Source organism: Pseudomonas sp. R1-15, assembly GCF_051132085.1.
In the GTDB taxonomy this organism is placed as follows: domain Bacteria; phylum Pseudomonadota; class Gammaproteobacteria; order Pseudomonadales; family Pseudomonadaceae; genus Aquipseudomonas.
The window spans coordinates 4273407-4294515 of sequence record NZ_CP071660.1 but is presented as its reverse complement, the minus strand read 5'-3'; the positions used below and the strand labels follow the sequence as shown (position 1 = coordinate 4294515).

At 60.8% G+C, this 21109-nt stretch carries 15 protein-coding genes; all 15 read left to right on the top strand.

Features of this window, described 5'->3' with window-relative positions; all coding sequences use genetic code 11:
* Window positions 1-31 precede the first annotated feature (31 nt).
* The 15 genes from J3P97_RS19370 to J3P97_RS19300 all read left to right on the top strand — a co-directional run bounded on the left by J3P97_RS19370 (window position 32) and on the right by J3P97_RS19300 (window position 20964).
* Entirely contained in the window at window positions 32-760 is a 729-nt protein-coding gene (locus tag J3P97_RS19370) for a class I SAM-dependent methyltransferase (RefSeq protein ID WP_434572596.1), read from the top strand.
* Complete coding sequence (locus J3P97_RS19365) at window positions 757-1605, top strand: NAD-dependent epimerase/dehydratase family protein (RefSeq protein ID WP_434572598.1); 849 nt, start codon at window positions 757-759, stop codon at window positions 1603-1605. Before J3P97_RS19370 ends, J3P97_RS19365 begins: the two co-directional genes overlap by 4 nt.
* Window positions 1602-2579, top strand: coding sequence for an ATP-grasp domain-containing protein (locus J3P97_RS19360; RefSeq protein ID WP_434672535.1), 978 nt, complete (start codon window positions 1602-1604; stop codon window positions 2577-2579). The genes J3P97_RS19365 and J3P97_RS19360 overlap by 4 nt, the downstream gene beginning before the upstream one ends.
* Complete coding sequence (locus J3P97_RS19355) at window positions 2560-3237, top strand: metallophosphoesterase family protein (protein ID WP_434672534.1); 678 nt, start codon at window positions 2560-2562, stop codon at window positions 3235-3237. Before J3P97_RS19360 ends, J3P97_RS19355 begins: the two co-directional genes overlap by 20 nt.
* Window positions 3238-3288: 51 nt before the next feature.
* Entirely contained in the window at window positions 3289-4440 is a 1152-nt protein-coding gene (rffA, locus tag J3P97_RS19350; protein WP_434672533.1) for a dTDP-4-amino-4,6-dideoxygalactose transaminase, read from the top strand.
* Window positions 4441-4615: 175 nt separating this feature from the next.
* Window positions 4616-5353, top strand: a complete 738-nt coding sequence (locus J3P97_RS19345; protein WP_305499560.1) for a flagellar basal body rod protein FlgF — start codon at window positions 4616-4618, stop codon at window positions 5351-5353.
* Window positions 5354-5402: 49 nt separating this feature from the next.
* A complete protein-coding gene (gene flgG, locus J3P97_RS19340) occupies window positions 5403-6188 on the top strand; it encodes a flagellar basal-body rod protein FlgG (protein WP_434572605.1) in 786 nt (261 codons plus the stop codon).
* A 71-nt stretch (window positions 6189-6259) separates the two neighbouring features.
* A complete protein-coding gene (gene flgH, locus J3P97_RS19335) occupies window positions 6260-6955 on the top strand; it encodes a flagellar basal body L-ring protein FlgH (RefSeq protein ID WP_434572607.1) in 696 nt (231 codons plus the stop codon).
* A 45-nt stretch (window positions 6956-7000) separates the two neighbouring features.
* The gene (locus J3P97_RS19330) at window positions 7001-8071 is read left to right on the top strand and encodes a flagellar basal body P-ring protein FlgI (protein ID WP_434574135.1); all 1071 of its coding nucleotides are present in this window, start codon (window positions 7001-7003) and stop codon (window positions 8069-8071) included.
* A gap of 11 nt (window positions 8072-8082) precedes the next feature.
* Window positions 8083-9390 carry a flagellar assembly peptidoglycan hydrolase FlgJ gene (gene flgJ, locus J3P97_RS19325; protein ID WP_434672532.1) on the top strand — a complete coding sequence of 436 codons (1308 nt, stop codon included), beginning with the start codon at window positions 8083-8085 and terminating at the stop codon, window positions 9388-9390.
* A 10-nt stretch (window positions 9391-9400) separates the two neighbouring features.
* Window positions 9401-11467 carry a flagellar hook-associated protein FlgK gene (flgK, locus tag J3P97_RS19320; protein ID WP_434601473.1) on the top strand — a complete coding sequence of 689 codons (2067 nt, stop codon included), beginning with the start codon at window positions 9401-9403 and terminating at the stop codon, window positions 11465-11467.
* Between the two features lie 13 nt (window positions 11468-11480).
* Entirely contained in the window at window positions 11481-13046 is a 1566-nt protein-coding gene (locus J3P97_RS19315) for a flagellar hook-associated protein 3 (protein ID WP_434672531.1), read from the top strand.
* Window positions 13047-13156: 110 nt separating this feature from the next.
* The gene (locus J3P97_RS19310) at window positions 13157-16738 is read left to right on the top strand and encodes a glycosyltransferase (RefSeq protein WP_434672530.1); all 3582 of its coding nucleotides are present in this window, start codon (window positions 13157-13159) and stop codon (window positions 16736-16738) included.
* A gap of 62 nt (window positions 16739-16800) precedes the next feature.
* Window positions 16801-19707, top strand: a complete 2907-nt coding sequence (locus J3P97_RS19305) for a TIGR00180 family glycosyltransferase (protein ID WP_434672529.1) — start codon at window positions 16801-16803, stop codon at window positions 19705-19707.
* 330 nt (window positions 19708-20037) lie between these two features.
* Window positions 20038-20964: a ketoacyl-ACP synthase III gene (locus J3P97_RS19300; RefSeq protein WP_163006878.1), complete on the top strand. Its 927-nt coding sequence runs from the start codon at window positions 20038-20040 to the stop codon at window positions 20962-20964.
* Window positions 20965-21109 lie beyond the last annotated feature (145 nt).

The following is a 21109-nucleotide window of genomic DNA, read 5'->3' as shown; positions in this document are numbered from 1 at the left end:
GACCTTGGTCACTCAGCGGAGAGCATGTGACATGAGCAACGATCTCGATACCTTCATCGCAGCCTACAGCGACAGCTTTGGCTACGCGTACGACAACAACATCATTCTCAACTGGTATCCCCAACGCATCATGGCGCTGTGCACCCAGACGCAGAGCCTGCTGGAGCTGGGTGTCGGCCATGGTTTCAGCACCCACCGATTTTCGCAGTTCTTCAGTGAGCACACGGTCATCGATGGTTCTGCCTCGGTCATCGCCCAGTTCAAGAGCCAATACCCGGACAATGCGGCCGAGGTCGTTGAAAGTTATTTCGAGACGTTCGACACCGACAAGCGTTTCGACCTGATCGTGATGGGTTTTATCCTTGAACATGTCGATGATCCACAGACTGTACTGCAACGGTTCAAGCGTTTTCTCGCCCCCGGCGGTCGTTGCTTCGTGCTGGTTCCCAACGGCGAGTCCCTGCATCGGCGATTCGGTCATGCTGCCGGGCTGCTTGGCGACATGACGGCCCTGGGCGGTGGTGATCTTGAGTTGGGTCATGTGCGCAGCTACTCACTACAGACCCTGACCGCGGAACTTGAAGCCGCCGGGCTCCAAGTGGTGCGCAAGGAAGGCGTATTTCTCAAACCCTTCACCACCGGGCAATTGAAAGAGCTGAACTTGAGTCCGGACATCATCCAGGCCATGTGCACCGTGGGCATCGATTATCCAGAGCTGTGTTGTGCAATGATGCTGGAAGCGACAGTCGCGCCATCATGAAAAGCCTGGTCATAGGGAGTACTTCGGTCATCGGCAAGGCCATCGCCCAGGCGTTGTCGCGCCATGGCCCGGTCAAATTGGCGGGGCGCCGAGACGCCGATATTGCCGTTGACTTGAATAGCCAGCAGCCCTGCGCCTGCGACGAGCGCTTCGACGTGGTTGTGCTGGCAGCGGCTGATTTCGGCGGCAGCGAGCCAGATGATCTGATTCGCGCCGAACGGGTCAACAGTGCCGGTGCATTGGCTGCCTGTCGTCTGGCCGAACAGTGTGGGGCGCATCATTTCATTCTGCTGTCGTCGCGTTGGGCCAGCCATCAGCCGACGGACCCCTATTTTGGCATCTATTCGCTTTCCAAACGCCATGCTGAAGAAGTGACGAGCCTGTATTGCCAGGAAAGGGGCATGGCGTTGACCATCCTGCGCATCAGCCAGGTCTACGACAGCGGCGAGCAGTGCCGGCCGCACCAACCGCTGTTATACGCCATCGCCGACAAGGCTCAGGCGGGGCAAACCGTCCAGTTGTATGGGAAGAACGACGCCAGGCGCAACTACCTGCATCTGAGTGACCTCGCCGAGGTCTGCGGGCGGGTGGCGGAGAAAGGCATTGCTGGCCTGTACAACTGCGGCCATCCCGAATCTCCGCGTCTTTCCGAAATTGCCCAAGCCGCCTTCGAGGCGTTTGGCAAGCCGATAGATGTGCGCTTTCTGCCTGAAAAAAGCGATATTCCCGATCTGCCTCCCTTCGACTGTGGGGATGAGCTCTACGAGCAAATAGGCTTTATTCCGCGAATAGACATTCGCGGTGGCTTTGAACTGATGAAAGTGCAGCGGGAGAGTCTGTCATGAAGACCGTCATGGTGACGGGCGTAGGCGCCATCATGGGCTACGGGCTGCTCAAGTCGCTGCGTGCGGCGGACCCTGCTGTGCGCCTGGTCGGCACCGATATCTACGACGACGCGGTTGGTCGCGGCTGGAGCGATGTGTTCGTGCAGGCCCCGTTGACCTCCGCCCCGGAGTACGGCCAATGGCTGGGCGAGACACTGGCCGGGCACCAGGTGGATCTGCTGATCCCGGGGATCGAACAGGACATCCACTGGCTCTCGGACAACCGAGCGTTGCTTGCCACATTCGACTGCCAGGTGGTGCTCAACAACCAGAACCTGATCGAGCTTTCCAGGGACAAGTGGGCCATGGACCAGGCGCTGCGGGAACTTGGTGATGTCAGCCGTATTCCGAGCCTGTTGTCGGGGGATTTTCACTCGCTCAAGGCGGCCCTGGGGCTGCCGTTCCTGCTCAAGCCGCGCAGGAGCTACGCTTCCAAAGGGCTGGTCTGGGTTCACCAGGAGCGCGATTTCACGCCTCACGCGGCACTGCTCGGTGACCACCTGATGGCGCAGCCGATCATTGGCAGCGCGGCTGATGAATTCACCGTGGCGGCGTTTGGCGATGGTCGGGGCGATGCCGGTCCGATCATCGCGTTCCAGCGCAGACTGGCGTCGGACGGATCCACCGCCAAGGCTTGGGTGTATCAGGATGACTCGCTGGATCAGACCGTGATTCGGTTGTGCCACGCGTTCAAACCGGTGGGGCCGACCAACTTGCAGTTCCGGCGTGGCAGCGACGGCTCATGGAGTCTGCTGGAGATCAATCCGCGAATATCCTCGACCAGTTCGATACGTCGCGCATTCGGCTACAACGAGGCGGCGATGTGCCTCGATTATTACCTCGAGGGCAAGACGCCCAGCCAGCCAGCCATCCGTAATGGCTTCGCCGTTCGTTATATAGAGGACTTCGTGGTCTATGATCGGGATCATTTCTGACGTCCATGGCAATTACAGTGCCCTGCGGACGGTGCTTGCCAGGCTGGATGAGTTGGGTGTGTCGCAGATTATCTGTCTGGGCGACACGGTCGGTTATTACAGCCAGGTCAACGAGTGTTGCGAGGCCTTGCGCGAGCGGAATATTTTCTCCGTGATGGGTAATCATGACTGGTACCTGGCCAGGAACGAGCGATGCCCTCGCTCCAACAGTGCCAATGCCTGCCTGGACTACCAGCGGGGCGTCATCACTTCGCAGAACATGGCCTGGCTGGGATCGCTCCCGGAGCGCTCGACGCAGCACGAGTTGAGCATCGTCCACGGCGGATGGAACGATCCGCTGGACGAATACGTGCGGCCTTCAGATGCGTATTTCGGCCCCTTGCCCGGACGGTGTTTCGCCTCGGGCCATACCCATGTCCAGTACTTGTGGAGCGGGCAGGGCAAGGTCTATTGCAACCCCGGTTCGGTTGGCCAGCCCCGTGACGGCGACCCCCGTGCGGGTTTCGCGACCTGGGACGGTGAAGCGTTCAACCTGCATCGGGTTGACTACGATATCGGTGAAACCCAGCAGGCCATGAACAGGGCCGGGTTCACGCCATACTTCTACGAAAATCTTGAAACAGGCAGTCAGATAGGTGGGCGGATCAGTGCGGTTTGAGGTTTTCTGTTATGCGCCACCCATCACCCTGCCCACCTGGGGACGTTTGCAATGAGCAACGAAACGATATTCTTCAACCGTCCGTACATGACCGGCAAGGAACTGGATTACATTGCCCAGGCCAAGTTCGGCAACATGCTCGCCGGCGATGGCCCGTTCACCAAGCGTTGTCACCGCTGGCTGGAATCGCACACGGGTTGCAACAAGGCATTGCTCACCCATTCATGCACCGCTGCGCTGGAGATGGCCGCCTTGCTGCTGGACATCCAGCCCGGCGACGAAGTCATCCTGCCTTCCTTTACCTTTGTCTCCACGGCCAACGCTTTTGTGCTGCGCGGCGCGGTGCCGGTCTTCGTCGATATACGTCCCGATACGCTGAACCTGGACGAACGCCTGATCGAGGCGGCGATCACTTCGCGGACCAGGGCTATCGTGCCCGTTCATTACGCCGGTGTGGCTTGCGAAATGGACAGTATCCTGGCGATCGCGCGCAAGCATGGGCTGGCGGTCGTCGAAGACGCCGCGCAAGGGGTGATGTCAACCTACAAGGGCCGGGCGCTGGGCAGTATCGGTGAACTCGGGGCCTTCAGCTTTCACGAGACCAAGAACGTGATTTCGGGGGAGGGCGGGGCATTGCTGGTCAATGATCCCGCCATGGCGGTGCGAGCCGAGATCATCCGGGAAAAAGGCACCGATCGCAGTCGTTTCTTCAGGGGCGAAGTGGACAAATACACCTGGCAGGAGGTGGGCTCCTCATTCCTGCCCGGCGAAATGACCGCAGCCTTCCTCTGGGCCCAGTTGGAAGATGCCCAGGCCATCACCGACCGCCGCCTGGCAATCTGGGACCACTACCACGCGGCGCTGGCAGGCCTCGAGCAACAAGGAGCGCTGCGTCGCCCGATAATTCCTGAGGATTGCCAGCACAACGCGCATATGTACTACGTACTCCTCGCCCCAGAGGTGGATCGCCAGGCCATTCTTGATGAGCTCAAGCGTCACGCCATCTATCCGGTGTTCCATTACGTGCCGCTGCACTCGTCTCCCGCTGGCGTGCGCTATGGGCGCGTGCATGGCTCGATGGACATCACCGACGGTTATTCCGAGCGTCTGTTGCGTCTGCCGATGTGGCTCGGTTTGAGCAACGAGCAGCAGGACCGGGTAGTGGATGTACTCGGCAATGCTTTGGCTGCGCTTGCCACTTAGCGGCATGACACCGCCGGTTTTTCGACTTCGGCACCCATTCAACAATGTCCACTGAAACCCCAGAGCCCTTGGTTTCAAGGGGCTGGGCCCGCCAGAAAAAAGTTGGTCTGCTAATTGCTTAAGGCTCTGCAACACAGCAGTGGACGGCAAACGTCCGGCATGCAGAGGAACGACAGTGGACAAGTACCTTTATGTGGCAATGACCGGCGCCAGCCAGAACGCACTGGCGCAGCGGGCCCATGCCAACAACCTGGCGAACATCTCCACCAACGGTTTTCAGAAAGACCTGGAGCAGGCACGTTCGATGCCGGTGTTCGGCGACAGCTTTCCGGCGCGGGCGTTTGCCATGTCCGAACGGCCTGCCACCGATTTCACCCCGGGTGCGCTGATTGAAACCGGCCGTGAACTGGACGTGGCGGTCAGCGGGCCGGGCTGGATGGCCGTGCAGAACCCCGACGGTGGCGAAAGCTACGTGCGCACCGGCAGCCTCAACGTCGACGCCCTTGGCGTGCTGCGCGCCGGCAACGGCATGCCGGTGATGGGCAACGGCGGTCCGATTGCCGTGCCGCCAGAGCAGAAAATCGAAATCGGCCAGGACGGCACCATCAGCATCCGCGCCATGGGTGAAGGCCCACGGGTAATGGCTGAGGTGGACCGCATCAAGCTGGTCAACCCGGACCTCAAGACCATGACCAAAGGCCTGGACGGCTCGATCCGTTCCAAGGACGGCCAGCCGGCGCCCATCGATGGCAACGTGCAGCTGGTGTCGGGGTTCCAGGAAGCGAGCAACGTCAATGCCGTGGATGAGATGACTTCGGTGCTGGCCCTGGCCAAGCAGTTCGAGCTTCACGTCAAGATGATGACCACCGCCAAAGAAGGCGATGAGGCCATGGCTCGGGTCTTGCAGATCTAATCATTAATTACAGCGCTGCGCCGAAAAACAGGCGTATGAGGAGAATCGAATGCTTCCGGCTCTTTGGGTTGCCAAAACAGGTCTGTCCGCCCAGGACACCAACCTTTCCACTATTTCCAACAACCTGGCGAACGTTTCGACCACGGGTTTCAAACGTGATCGCGCCGAGTTCCAGGACCTGCTCTACCAGGTAAAACGCCAGCCAGGCGCCCAGTCGACCCAGGACAGCGAATTGCCGTCGGGCCTGCAAGTGGGTACCGGTGTGCGCATTGTCGGCACCCAGAAAAACTTCAACGCCGGTAGCCTGCAAACCACCGAGCAGCCGCTGGACATGGCCATCGACGGTCGCGGTTTCTTCCAGATCCTGCAGCCGGACGGCACCACGTCCTACACCCGTGACGGTACCTTCCACCTCGACTCCAACGGCCAGATCGTCAACGCCAGCGGTTTCGCCCTGGAGCCGGCCATCGTCATCCCGAACGATGCGCAGACATTCACCGTGGGCCGTGACGGCACCGTGTCCATCACCATCGCGGGCAATCCGGCTGCGCAGGTGATCGGTAACCTGCAGACCGCTGACTTCATCAACCCGGCCGGCCTGCAGGCGGTGGGTAACAACCTGTTCCTGGAGACCGCCGCCAGCGGCGCGCCGCAAGTCGGCACCCCGGGCCTGAACGGTTTCGGCACCACGCTGCAGAACACCCTGGAAACCTCCAACGTGAGCACCGTCGAGGAAATGGTCAACATGATCACCACTCAGCGCGCCTACGAGATGAACTCCAAGGTGATCTCCACCGCCGACCAGATGCTCTCGTTCGTCACGCAGAACCTGTAATACGTCGCTAAATCCGTCATTACGTAGATAGGGCGGCCCCAGGGTCGCCTGCAACACCAAGAGGTAGGGTCATGAATCGCTTTGTATCTGTTCTGGCATTGAGTGGGGTTACCGCGCTGGCGGGCTGTGTCGCGCCAACGCCCAAGCCCAATGACCCGTATTACGCTCCGGTGTTGCCACGCACGCCGTTGCCGGCTGCCGCCAATAACGGCTCGATCTACCAGGCTGGCTTCGAACAGAACCTGTACAGCGACCGCAAGGCTTTCCGGGTCGGTGACATCATCACCATCACCTTGAACGAGCGGACCCAGGCGAGCAAGAACGCCAACTCGCAGATCGACAAGAGCAGCCAGACCAGCGTCGGCCTGACGTCGTTGTTCGGCTCCAGCCTGACCACCAACAACCCGATCGGTGGCGGCGACCTGAGCCTCAACGCTGGCTACGGTTCCGACCGCGCCTCCAAGGGCGACAGCCAGTCCGGCCAGAGCAACAGCCTGACCGGTTCGATCACCGTGACCGTCGCCGATGTACTGCCCAACGGCATCATCGCCGTGCGCGGCGAGAAGTGGCTGACGCTCAATACCGGTGACGAACTGGTGCGCATCGCTGGCATGGTCCGCGCCGATGACATTTCCACCGACAACACTGTTCCGTCGACCCGCGTGGCCGATGCGCGCATCACCTATTCGGGCACTGGTGCCTTTGCCGATGCGAGTCAGCCAGGTTGGTTCGACCGTTTCTTCCTCAGCCCGAAGTTCCCTTTCTAGGTGATCAAGTTGAATCTTAAACAGCTGTTGATCGGTGCCCTGGTGATGTCGGCAGCCTTCACCGCTCAAGCCGAGCGCCTGAAGGACATCGCCAGCATTTCCGGCGTGCGTTCCAACCAGTTGATCGGCTACGGCCTGGTCGTGGGCCTGAACGGTACCGGTGACCAGACCACCCAGACTCCGTTCACCCTGCAGACCTTCAACAACATGCTGTCGCAGTTCGGCATCAAGGTGCCGGCCGGCTCCGGCAACGTGCAGTTGAAGAACGTCGCGGCGGTGTCGATCAGTGCCGACCTGCCGCCGTTCGCCAAGCCCGGCCAGCAAGTGGATATCACTGTCTCGTCCATCGGTAACTCCAAGAGCCTGCGTGGCGGCACCTTGCTGCTGACCCCGCTCAAGGGTATCGACGGCAACGTCTACGCCATCGCCCAGGGCAACCTGGTGGTGGGCGGGTTCGATGCCGAGGGTCGCGACGGTTCGAAGATCACCGTCAACGTTCCGTCGGCGGGCCGTATTCCCGGCGGTGCGTCGGTTGAACGTGCCGTGCCGAGCGGCTTCAACCAGGGCAACAGCCTGACCTTGAACCTCAACCGTTCCGACTTCACCACGGCCAAGCGCATCGTCGACAAGATCAACGACATGCTCGGCCCAGGCGTGGCCCAGGCCATCGACGGTGGCTCGATTCGCGTCACCGCGCCACTGGACCCGAGCCAGCGCGTCGACTACCTGTCGATCCTCGAAAACCTCGAGGTCGATCCGGGCCAGGCGGTGGCGAAAGTCATCATCAATTCGCGTACCGGCACCATCGTGATCGGCCAGAACGTCAAGGTCTCGCCGGCCGCCGTGACCCACGGCAGCCTGACCGTGACCATCACCGAAGACCCGATCGTCAGCCAGCCGGGGCCATTGTCCAACGGCCAGACCGCCGTGGTTCCGCGCTCGCGGGTCAATGCCGAACAGGAAGCCAAGCCGATGTTCAAGTTCGGCCCGGGCACCACCCTGGATGAGATTGTCCGGGCGGTGAACCAGGTCGGCGCGGCGCCGGGCGACTTGATGGCCATTCTTGAAGCCCTGAAGCAGGCCGGCGCGTTGCAAGCCGACCTGATCGTGATTTAAGGAAAGCGGTCATGGTGGATATGCGCAAAGGCGCCTTGATCAGCGGCGATTCGGGGTCCTACTCGGACCTCAACCGCCTGAACCAGCTCAAGGTCGGCGACAAGAACAGCGAAGGCAACCTGCGCAAAGTGGCGCAGGAATTCGAGTCGCTGTTTCTCGGCGAAATGCTCAAGTCCATGCGTTCGGCCACCGAGGCCCTGGGCAAGGACAATCCGATGAATACTGCCGAAGCCAAGCAGTATCAGGAAATGTACGACCAGCAGCTCGCCGTTTCGATGTCGCGCGAGGGTGGCGGCATCGGCCTGGCCGACGTGCTGCTGCGCCAGATGTCGAAGAACAAACCGACGGCGCCAGGTGAGGCGGCTACGTTGTCCGCCGCCAAGCAGCAAGAGGCGCTGGACAAGGTGACCAAGCCGGTTGTAACGCCGGTGGCCGCCGGAACGCTGCCCACCGACGGGCCTTTGTCGCGCACCAATGGCCAGCGCCCGCTGTGGGCTTCGCGGGCCGTGAGCACACCGCAAGGTGCAGGCGAGGGCGTGCACCGCAACGATATGGAATTGCTCAACCAGCGTCGCCTGGCGCTGCCGCCGAAATTGGCCGACCGCCTGCTCGCCGGGCTGGTGCCTGCGGCTGCGGCCTCGACCGAGGCGCCCGCTCAGAACATCCTGCCTGACCGCGCCGTTGCCGCCGTCAAGCCGGCTTCCGGTGAGCTGGCCAATGGCGACTGGCTGGCGGCGCTCAAGGCGTCCGAGCCCAAGGGCGACATGCAAGTCTATAGTCGCGCCGTGGCCCAGCCACCGCTGGCGCCGGCGCGCAAGGCCTTCCGCGATGCCGATGAATTTGTCAACGCCATGCTGCCGATGGCCAAGGAAGCCGCCGACCGCATCGGGGTCGACCCACGTTACCTGGTGGCCCAGGCCGCGCTGGAAACCGGCTGGGGTAAATCGGTGATGCGCCAGCCCGATGGCAGCAGCAGCCACAACCTGTTCGGCATCAAGGCGAGCAAGAACTGGACGGGCGATTCGGCGCGCGCCATCACCAGCGAATTCCGCAATGGCGAGATGGTCAAGGAGACGGCCGAATTCCGTTCCTACGCCTCGTACCGCGACAGTTTTCATGACCTGGTCAATCTGCTGCAAAGCAACAGCCGCTATCAAGCTGTGCTGAAGTCGGCCGATAACCCGGAACAGTTTGTACGCGAGTTGCAGAAGGCCGGTTACGCCACCGACCCGAACTACGCCAACAAGATTTCGAACATAGCCCGGCAGATGACGAGTTACCAAAACTACGCCTCGGCTGGTGCCACCACGACTTTATAAGGTCTGAACCATGAGTTTGCTCAATATCGGGATGTCGGGTCTGTCCGCAAGCCAGACCGCACTGGTGACCACGGGTAACAACATCGCCAACGTTGATACCGCTGGGTATTCGCGTCAGCAGACCGTGCAGACCACCAAGGCGTCGAACCAGTACGGCAACGTGTTCATTGGCTCCGGCACGACCTTGGCTGACGTGCGCCGGGTCTATAACTCGTACCTTGAAGCACAACTGAAGACCACCACCTCGCTGAACAGCGATGCGGCGGCCTATCAGGGGCAGATCACCCCACTCGATTCGCTGCTGTCGGACAGCGGCACCGGCCTCAATGGCGCACTGACCAAGTTCTTCGCCTCGGTGCAGAACGTCAACGCCAAGCCAGGCGACGATGCCTCCCGCCAGTTGCTGCTCAGCGATGCCCAGGCCCTGAGCAACCGCTTCAACTCGGTTGCCAGCCAGCTGACCGCGCAGAGCGAGAACATCAACGGCAACCTGTCGAACATGGTCGAGCAGGTCAATAACCTGGCGGCTACCGTTGCACAGTTGAACAAGAAAATCGCCGAGGTTTCCAACGCCGGCGGCGCCCCCAACGACCTGCTCGACGCCCGTAGCGAGACCATTCGCCAGCTCTCGACCTTCACCGGCACGCAGGTCGTCGAGAACGGCAGTAGCCTGGACATCTACCTGGGTTCCGGCCAGCCACTGGTGATGGGCAATATCACCAATAAACTCGAAGCAGTACCGGACAAGAACGATCCAGGCCGCATGGGGATCCAGCTCAACAGCGGTTCCAGTTCCATGGACCTGACGTCGGTGCTCACTGGCGGCGAGATCGGTGGCTTGATGCGCTACCGCAGTACCGTGCTCGACCCGGCCATGAACGAGCTGGGGCGCGTGGCCCTGGTGGTCGCCGACCAGATGAACAGCATCCAGGCATCGGGCATCGACATGAACGGGGCCTTTGGCTCCAACCTGTTCAGCAACATCAACAGCGCCGCGCAGATCAGCCAGCGCAGCGTTGCCTCGTTGAACAACAGCGCGGGCTCCGGCAACTTCAACATCGCCATCACAGACTCCGGCAAGCTGACCACCAACGACTATAAGGTGACGTTCACCAGCGGCACGGACTACACCGTCCAGCGCCTGCCCGACGGCACCTCGATGGGCGCGTTCAACACCGCGACCACGCCGCCGCCGGTGATCGACGGTTTTTCCATGACCTTTGCCAACGGCACTGCGGCCGTCGGCGACTCGTTCAAGCTCACCCCGACCCGCAACGCGGCGACCAACATCAAGACCGAGATGACCGACTCCAAGCGGCTGGCGATTGCCGCGCCGTTGGGCGCCGCCATCACGCCGGGCGGCAGCGGCACGCTGACCATTCCGGCCAGCGGCCAGCCAACCATGACGACGAAACTGGACATCTACGATGCGGCCACCACCAGCATCATCCAGAACGGCATCAAGAATTCCATGCCAGTCAAAGTGGTGTTCGGGGCGACTTCGGCCGGTGGCACCAGCCAGGCCTACCGGCTGCTCGATGCCCAGGGCGGCTTGATCAGCAGCGGCACGATCACGCCCGGCCAGAACAACACCCTAAGCCTGAGCGTTCCGCTCAAGGACGCCACAGGCGCGCCGATCTTCGACTCGTCCGTACCTCCGGTGCAGCGTACCGTCACGTTCGACATGTCGATTGCCGGCGCGCCATCCGATGGTTCAGGTATCAACATCAGCCTCAGCCAGCCCGGCAGCCTGGACAACCGTAACGGTACGATCCTGGCCGGCTTGCAGACCGCCAAGACCGTCGACACCGGCTCCAGTAGCAAGGGTATTTCCCTGAACGATGCCTACGGCAAACTGGTGGAAGGCGTCGGCGCCAAGGCCGCCCAAGGCAAGCTCGACAGCGCCGCCACGGGTGCAATCCTGAACAACGCCAAGACCGCCCGCGACTCGCTGTCGGGCGTGGACCTGGATGAAGAAACCGGCAACCTGGTCAAGTTCCAGCAGTACTACACCGCGTCTTCGCAGATCATCAAGGCGGCGCAACAAATCTTCAGCACACTGATCAACAGTCTTTAAGGAGCCGTAGCCCATGCGCATTTCTACTTCTCAGTTCTACGAAAGCACGGCTGCGAACTATCAGAAAAACTTCGCCAAGGTGGTCAAGAGCAGCGAGGAAGCCAGCAGTCTCGTGCGGGTGAACACCGCCGCTGATGATCCGGTGGGGGCTTCGCGCCTGCTGCAGTTAGGCAACCAGGCGTCGATGCTTTCTCAATACGAAGCCAACGTCACCACCATCAAGGCGACCCTGGGCACGACCGAAGCGGTCATGACCAGCATTGGCAACGTGTTGCAGCGCGCCAAGGAATTGGCCGTGAGTGCCGGTAACGCCGCCTACACCGACGCAGACCGTAAAGCAGTGGCTTCGGAGTTGGGTTCGATCGAGGATCAGTTGCTGAGCCTGATGAACACCAAGGACGAAAACGGCAAATATATCTTCGCCGGTTCCAAGGGCGATGTCGTACCGTTTACCCGCAACGACGATGGCACCTACAGCTACAACGGCGACCAGGTGACCCTGGACCTGCCGATCGGCGACACCATGACCATGGCCACCAACAGCACCGGCTGGGAAGTGTTCCAGCAAGCCGTCAACACCAGCCGCACCCAGGTCACCATGACCGCGCCGGCGGTGGATGATGGGCGCGTGGTGCTGACCAACGGCCAAGTGTCCTCCGGCGTGAGCTACAACAGCCAATTCCGCAGTGGCGAACCGTACACTGTGGAGTTCACCAGCGGCACCCAGCTGAAAATCACTGACTCAGGCGGCAACGATGTGACTGCCGAAGCCAGCAAGGGCGGGGCTATTGATCCCAACAGCCAGGCCGGCCAGACCGTGAGCTTTCGAGGTGTCGACTTGACCCTGAACGTCAACCTTCATGCGGGCGATGTTGCAGGCACGGTGTTGCCCGGTCATACCTTCACCTTGGCCGCCAAACCCGATTCGTTCACGCCGGCCCGCGGCCCGGGCAACGCCACCGCGACCCAGATCACCGCAGGCCAGATCACCGACCCGGTGGCCTACCACGCCAGCTTCCCGACAGGCTCGGCGGTATTGAAATTCACCAGCGCCACGGATTTCGACCTGTACGCCGCGCCACTGACCGCAGACAGCAAACCGGTGTCCAGTGGCACCCTGGCGGGCAACGTCGCCACCGCATCCGGCGTGAGTTTCACACTCAATGGAGCCCCGGCGGCCAACGATCAGTTCAGCATCGCGGTCAATACCCACGAGACGCAGAACGTCCTGGACACCGTGAGCCAGTTGCGGACTGCTTTGAACACGCCGGCCGATGGCAACAACATCGCTGTCCAGAAGCTGAACGCGGCGTTGGCTTCGGGCATCGGTAACCTGGCCAGCGGTACCGACCACTTGACCAGTGCATTGAGCTCGGTCGGCGGACGCGGTCAGTCGCTCGATACCCAGAGCGATACCAACCAGAGCTTTGTCCTCGCCAACTCGCAAACCCAGTCGGCGATCCGTGACTCCGACCCGGCGGAAGTGATGACGCGCCTCACTTTGCAGCAGACTATGCTTCAAGCGTCGCAGTTGGCGTTCAGCAAGATCGCTCAATTGGGATTGTTCAACAAGATGTGATCCAGGGCAGGGACCGTGACGCTATACGCGGTCCCTTACCCCTTCATTTATACGATTCAGGACGTCCTGCTCTCGCCTGAGTTGGCGCCCACCGGTTGAGAGCCAAGCGTGTGAAACTAGCTCCTCTTGTCAGCATTGCCATCCCCGCGTACCACCCACGCTTTTTCCGCCTCGCCTTGCAAAGCGCGCTCGAGCAGACCTACGAGAACCTTGAGATCGTCATCTGCGACGATTGCCGCACCGATGGAATCGAGCGGATCGTCGAGGAGCTCGGCGTCGACTCGAAGGTTGCGTTGCGCTACCTGCCCAACCCGACTCGGCTGGGGTTCCAGCAAAACCTGCTGCGCTGCCTTGATGAGTCCCGGGGCGAGTACATCAAGTTCCTTTGCGATGACGACCAGTTGCTGGCGTTTTGCGTCAGCCAGCAGGCGGCCATCCTGCAGGAGCATCCGCAAGTATCGCTGGTGATCAACAAGCATCATTTGATCGATGCAGACAACTTTGCCCTGCCGATCCGCGTTGAAAACACCGGCATCACGCAGTTCGATGCGATGTTCAACGGCAGCGACATGCTGGCGTATTTTGAGAAAACCACCCGCAACATTCTCGGCGGTTTGAGCGGCGCATTGATGCGTCGGACTGATGTCGAGGCCCTGCTGCCAGCGTTGGCGCGGCCCGGTGAAGGCTTCGAGGCGGTCCTGGATTTTGCCTTGTTCATCTGCCTGTTGCGCCGGGGCAATCTGGTCCAGCTGTATGCTGAGGGCAGCGGCCAGCGCTTGCATCCGGACCGTCTTGCGCGTCAGGCCAAGATGCTTGAGGCGGCCACGGTCGAGCTGACATGGCTCAAGGAAATGCTCGCCCAACGCAGCAGCGAGCCGGCGCCCGCCAGTGGCTGGGTGCGCTACCAGGCCCTGGAGCGGGACAAGGAGCAAGCGACGTCCGAGTGGGAAGAGATCAACGTCTATTCGGTCATTGCGACTCGGCAGGGCGTCATCGGCTCGCAAGTCGGCACGGACATCGAAAGCTACGCGGACCTCTATGTGCAGTGGTTGGAATGTCGGCGTTTCAGCCCATTGCGCAAGCAGGTCCTGTCCCGACAGATAGCCCGCTGGGCCTATCGTCCGATGATCGTGCCCGTCATCATCGACGAGCAGGACGATCCTGGTGCGTTGGGTGTTACGTTGCAGAGTCTCTCTGCCCAAACCTATGCCTGCGAATCGGTGCTGCTGCTGTCCAACGGCCGCCAGGCGCTGGACAACCATGTGCTGCGCCTTGGCCTGCAAGCGGACTGGGCGCAGCAGCTCAACGGGCTTCTGCCGCAACTGGACGGCGCCGACTGGTTCTATTTGTTGCGTGCCGGCGATCGCTTGACCGATTCGGCGCTGCTGATATTGGCCGACCGGATTGTCAGCTCGCCGGCGGCTGCCTGTATCTACAGCGATGAAGGCGCGCTGGTGGATGACAAGTCGGCGGAGCCGATCTTCAAGCCCGACTTCAATCTCGACCTGATGCGCGGTTATCCCTATGTCGGTCGAACCCTGGCGTTCGAGCGTGCGCGATTCCTCGCCTCGGGTGGATTCGATCCGAGCCTGGGCGAATTGGCGCCCCATGACCTGATCTGGCGACTGGTGGAAAAGGACGGACCGCAGGTCATCGGCCATATTCCGGAAGTCCAGGTCGAGTCGACGTTTTCGTTTGCGCAGTGGCTGTCGCTACCGGAAGTCATCGAGCAGAACGCCCGGCTGACCACCACCCACCTGCAGCGTATCGGCGTGCCCCACCAGCTTCATCCCGGGCCGCTCCTGGCGTTGATCCCGCGCATCGAATACCTGTTCTCCGAGCGACCGCTGGTGTCGATCATCATCAGCGTCAAGGATGACCTGGGCGCGCTGGAACGTTGCGTCAACAGCCTGATCAGCACCACCACGTATCCGCACTACGAAATCATCATTGTCGACAACGCCAGTGAAAATCCCGAGTTGCAGCATTGGCTCCGGGCGATGGCTGAGCTGGGCAGTGAAAAGCTGCGAATATTCGCCCATCCCGAAAGTGCCAGCGAAGCGCTGATCCGCAACTTCGCCGCGCAACAGGCGCGCGGCGAATACCTGTTGTTGCTCAACCCCAATTGCGTCGTGCTGGAAGCCGCCTGGCTGGACGAGTTGCTCAATCATGGCCAACGTCCCGAGGTCGGCATCGTCGGCCCGCGCACACTCAACCTGCAAGGCCGGGTCATCGACTCCGGCATGATCATGGGGCTGGGTGGGTTGGCGGGCAGGGCGTTCGTCAACGAATCGGTAACGTCTGGCGGCTATATGCAGCGCTTGCAAGCTGTGCAGAACTGGAGTGCTGTCGGTGATCACTGCGTGTTGGTGCGCAAGCAGGTCCTGGAGGAAGCCGGTGGGTTCGATGAGTCGATCACGACGCAGCGCATCAACGCTCTGGAGTTATGTCAACAAGTCAGTAAAGACGGTTACCTGATCGTCACCACGCCTTACTGTGACGTTGTCCTGGCGTCCGGCGTGGAAGCCAGCCGCGATGCTTCCTGGAAGCAGCGGCTGGAGCATGAACAGGAGGCGTTCTATCAGCGCTGGTTGCCCAGGATCGCCAACGATCCGGCCTACAACCGTAACCTGACCCTGACCGGGAAAAGTTTCAGTCTGGAGCCCGGCCCACGTACCGGATGGAATCCGCTGGTTACCCGCAACGTACCTTCGATCCTCGGGCTTGCGGTGAATACCTCGGCCGTGGGGCATTACCGGGTAAGCCAACCGTTGTTCGAACTCGAAGCAGCGGGTCGAATCGTCGGGCGTGTTGCCTACGATACGCCCTCGATCATCGACATCGAGCGCCAGTCGCCGGATGTGATCATTCTTCAAGGTCGCTACAACGTGGGTAAGTTCAAGGACATTGCCCAAGTCAAGACTTACTCCAAGGCCATGCGCATCTACGAGTTGGATGACTACATCGCCAAGGTTCCGGAAAAGAACGAACACCGTCGCAACATGCCGGACAACCTCGAGGACTTGCTGCGCAAAGGGATTGCCCTATGTGATCGAGTGGTGGTTTCCACCCATCCATTGGCGGACGTCTTGTCCAGCATGCACCACGACATCCGCGTCGTGCCGAACATGTTGGCCGCCGGCCTGTGGAACCAACTCAGGCCCCAGCGGGCAACCTCCAGCAAGCCACGTATCGGTTGGGGCGGCGGCACCAGCCACCGTGGCGATCTGGAACTCATTGCGGATGTCGTTCGGGAATTGGCCGATGAAGTGGAGTGGGTTTTCTTCGGCATGTGCCCGGATTTGCTCAAGCCGTATATCCATGAGTTCCATCCTGGTGTGAGCCTGGCGGCTTATCCGGCGAAGCTTGCCAGTCTTAATCTCGACCTGGCCCTGGCGCCGCTGGAATTTCATATTTTCAATGACTGCAAAAGCAACTTGCGCCTGCTGGAGTACGGTGCGTGCGGCTATCCGGTCATCTGTTCGGATACCGAAGCCTACCGAGGTCACCTGCCTTGCACGCGGGTCCTCAGCAACAGCACCGAAGAATGGCTGGCGGCCATCCGCATGCACCTGGCGGATCCGATTGCCAGTTACCGGATGGGTGACGAATTACGTGAAGTGGTGCTGCGCGACTTTATCTTGCGCGGCGATAACCTGCAGTACTGGGCCAATGGATGGTTGCCGGATTGATGGGTTGCAAGCTCGAAACTCCGGTGTCGCTGATGCGGCCATCCACTCGTTAAGGAATCAATATGCAAAGCAATGTCTCAACCGGATCGACTGCGCCGTTGAATGAACGGATTACCCTGGTGCTGCTCGCTCACGACCAGTCGACTGCCCTGCGGCGAGCGTTGCGCTATTACCGCGACAGTTCGTTCGCATTACTGGTTGTCGATTCGTCGAGCCGGATCGACGCTGATATCGAGGCAGCATTTCCCACCGTGCAATATCTGCACGCGCCCGCCGCCAAGGGTTTTGGTGACAAGGTTCGCCAGGCCGTCGAGCGAATCGCCACGCCTTACCTGGCGATTCTCGATGTCGAGAGTTTCCTGTTGCCCCAGGCACTTGAGCAGGCGCTGGGTTTCCTCGAAGCCCAGACCGATTACAGCGCCTGTCAAGGCTACAGCCTGGCGTTCGAAGCCCATGCCGACCGTATCGACTATTACTTGCTCGACCGCAAGGGCTGTGAAGACTATTGCGACGCCTCAGTGCAAGCCCGCCTGGCAGTGTTTGCCGAGGATTGCCCGTCCTTGGTGAACGCCCTGACGCGCACTGAAACCCTGCGCCGCAGTTACGCTTCGTTGCCCGCCGGTTTTGATTCGCGGTTACAAGAGGCCGGCCACTCCCTGGCGGTGTTGGCTCAGGCGAGGGTCCGCTTGCTGGACCTTCCCTACGGTGTGCATGAGCGCAATCGCGTGGCAAAGCCGCGAAGCCTCCCCGCAGTGGCGCCTGGCGCCCAGGACATGCTGGCAGTCGCTGAACAGGAGCGCCTGGCCACGACGCTGGCCAGTGCCCTCGGCACGGATGTGTCGGTGCGCGAGTACGCCAAGGCCATTGTCAAGAAGCTGGACGAGCGTTCGGTGCCGCAGGCCGGAAAACTGTTCGAGTCGATCTGGGATTCGCGACGTGGCGAACCGGTTCGTCGTTTCGAACCGACGCAATACGTCGAGTTGCCTTTTTATAACCAGGCTTTTTTTGACGTCCTCACCGCACTGGAATTCCTGCTTCACGCGGCACCGAGCGGGCTGGTGCAGTTGACGGAACTGGAAGCCGTCATGCTCAAGCAGAAAGAGCTGTCTCGCCCCCAGCGCAACACCAGCGCCGAGCCGCTTGATGAACAGCTGGCGAGAGCCTTCCTGAGCTATGCCTTCAACCAGGATCTCCTGAAACAACTGCTTGAAGTCATGCAGGCCAAGGGTGACGAGCGCTACGTGCAGATGCTCCAGGCCTGGAAGCAAAGGCTCGAGGCGGCGGCGTTTGAAAATACCGCGAGGTTGTTCGATGCCACGCGCTCCGGCCAACTGCTGCGCTGGCTAGAAGCGCGCGAACCGAGCGCCAGCGAAGCGCGAAAAGTCTCCAAGTACCTGGCTGCTCGAAACGGCGGCCCTACGTTTGGCATTTTGATCCTCGACCTGGACGCCGACATCTTCAAGATGCAGGCCACCTTCGACAGCGTAATCAATGGCTATTGCCGGGCGTTCAAGATTGTCGTGTTTACCAGCGGTGACTTGCCGGCCGAGACGACGCCACAGAACGTCCTGCATTTCGTCAAAGTCAACGAGAGCAACTACGTCGACAAAATCAATCAAGTGGTCAACCAGAGCGATTGCGACTGGATGGTCATGGCCGAGGCCGGCGATGAGCTGACGCCGGGTGGCCTGTTCCGGGCGAGTGTGGAATTGCTCGCCGCTCCACAGTGCCAGGCCGTGGCGATGGATGAGTTTCAGCGCCAGCCGGATGGAAGGCTGGCCGATATCTTCCGACCCGGTTTCAACCTTGACCTGCTGCAAAACTACCCGGCGTTGATGGCTCGTCATTGGCTGGTACGCCGCGAGACACTGGTGAAGCTCGGCGGTTATTCCCGTGAGTTCAAGAAGGCGATGGAGTTCGATCTGTTGTTGCGTCTGATCGAGCAGGACGGCCTGGAAGGGCTTGCCCACCTGGATGAGCCGCTGCTGATAGGCCAGGCGCCACCGGTGGAAGACAACGTCGATGAGCGCAAGACATTGCTGCGTCATCTGGCGGTTCGTGGGTATCAAGCCGACGTGAGCGCGGTAATAGCCGGTACTCACAAGATCGACTATCGCTTTACCGAGCGACCGCTGGTGTCGATCATCGTCCATGGCAGGGCTGACCTGCCGGTATTGCAACGCTGCCTGCTCAGCGTGCTGCAACGCACCCGCTATCAGCGCTACGAAGTATTGGTCCCTACCGGGGCGGCAAACCATTCCGTACTGCGTACCTGGCTCGACGGCCAGGGGCACCAGGCCAGTCGCGTTCGTTTGCTGGATATCGAAGCGGGCGTCGCGACCGGGTCGCTGATCAACGCTGCCAGCCAAGAGGCCAAGGGTGACTACCTGGTTACCCTGGCGGCCGACAGCGAAATGGTCAACGTCAACTGGATCGAATCGCTGCTCAATCAGGCGTTGCGTCCGGAAGTCGGCGTGGTCGGTCCCCGACTGATCGAGCGCGATGGACGTATTACCCAGGCCGGCCTGATCTTGGGCTTGAACGACGCAGTGGGTTCTGCCTTCGTCGGCGAGCCGAAGCACGCCAGGGGCTACATGAACAGGCTGGTGGTCGAGCAGAACTGTTCGGCGGTGTCGTTTGCCTGCCTGATGATTTCCAAGCAGTTGTTCGAAGCTGCCGACGGCGTAGACAGCGGTCTGTTCGACGAGGCCCTGGGTGATGTCGACCTGTGCCTCAGGGTCGGCCAGGCCGGCTACCTGACGGTATGGACGCCACACGTGCTGGTCATCCAGTCCGGTGTGCTGGCGAGTACGCCTGAGACTCTGGCGGCGCTGCGTGAGAAGTGGTCCGAGGCGTTTGCCCAGGATCGTTTCTACAATGGCAACCTGGCATTGGACGGCACCGGTTTCACCTTGGGCCCGGTGCGCAACGTACCGTGGACCGACTTGTTGGACGAGCCTGCCGCATAACCCTGCCTTACGAGGCTTCCCAGCCACGCCGGCAGGTAAAACCTGCCGGCGCCTTCGCCGAAGTGCACCAACACCCCCCCAGAATTCCCTGACGCCGCCGCGCACCATTACAGGAGTGACGCGGCTGCGTTTGTCATGAAAAAATGCTCCTTCAGGACAAAACGGCGTGACGCATAGGTCATAAAGTGCATCTTCACTGTATTGTATTCCCGGAGTGGAGGCCTGTTCGTTCGCCGGACAAGGCGTCCGCCCTTGGAAATCAACCATTTTTGAAGCGCCCCTGAGCTTTCGGGGGTGAACCTAGTCGCAGTACATGATCGGGAAGCCATGATGATTGGCATAAAAAGCATAGCGAGTTATGTGCCGACCGCTGGTGTGGATAACTACGCTCAGGGTGCCAAATTCGAGAAGGATGAAGAATTCATCCTTGGCAAGATCGGTTCGGCGTTCCTGCCGCGCAAAGACGCCGACCAGGAGACTTCGGACCTTTGTGTCGAAGCCGTGAACGCATTGTTCGCCAATAACCCGCAGCTTTCGCGCGAGTCGATCGACGCGTTGATCGTCGTCACCCAGAACGGCGATGAAGAGGGGTTGCCGCACACCGCCGCAATCGTGCAGGACAAACTTGGCCTGCCGACCCATGTGGCGGCGTTCGATATATCGCTGGGCTGCTCGGGCTACGTCTACGGCATCTATGCCTTGAAAGGCTTCATGGAAGCTGCAGGGCTGAAGAACGGGCTGCTGGTTACAGCCGACCCGTATTCGAAAATCGTCGACCCGGAAGATCGCAACACCACCATGCTGTTCGGCGATGCCGCCACGGCCACCTGGATGGCCGAAGGCGCCAGCTGGCAGTTGGGCAAGGCCAAGTTCGGCACCGACGGTTCCGGCGCGCCGCACCTGAAGGTCAGCGACGGGGTGTTTTTCATGAACGGCCGCCAGGTGTTCAACTTTGCCTTGCTGAAGGTGCCGGCGCATTTGCACGAGCTGCTGAACGAATCTTCGCTGCAAGCCAGTGACATCGACGCGTTCTGCATCCACCAGGGCAGCGCGGCGATCGTCGATGCTGTGGCGCGGCGTTTCGAGGGCGAGCCCGAGAAATTCATCAAGGACATGGTCGAGACCGGCAATACCGTGTCGTCGAGCATTCCGCTGCTGTTGGAAAAGCACGTGCTGGACGCAGATTGGAAGCGCGTGGCAATCAGCGGTTTCGGTGTAGGCCTGTCGTGGGGGTCGGCGATTCTCTATCGCGACTGAGCCCGGGCTGATCTCTGAATGGCGCTCCAGGCTTGGTCTGGGGCGCTTTTTTTTGCCTGGCGTTCGTTGCAGGTTTTCTTGACGCCATTTTTCGGGCCTTTATTGGCCGGTAAGTCCTTGTTTTTACGGGGGTGGCAGACTGCTA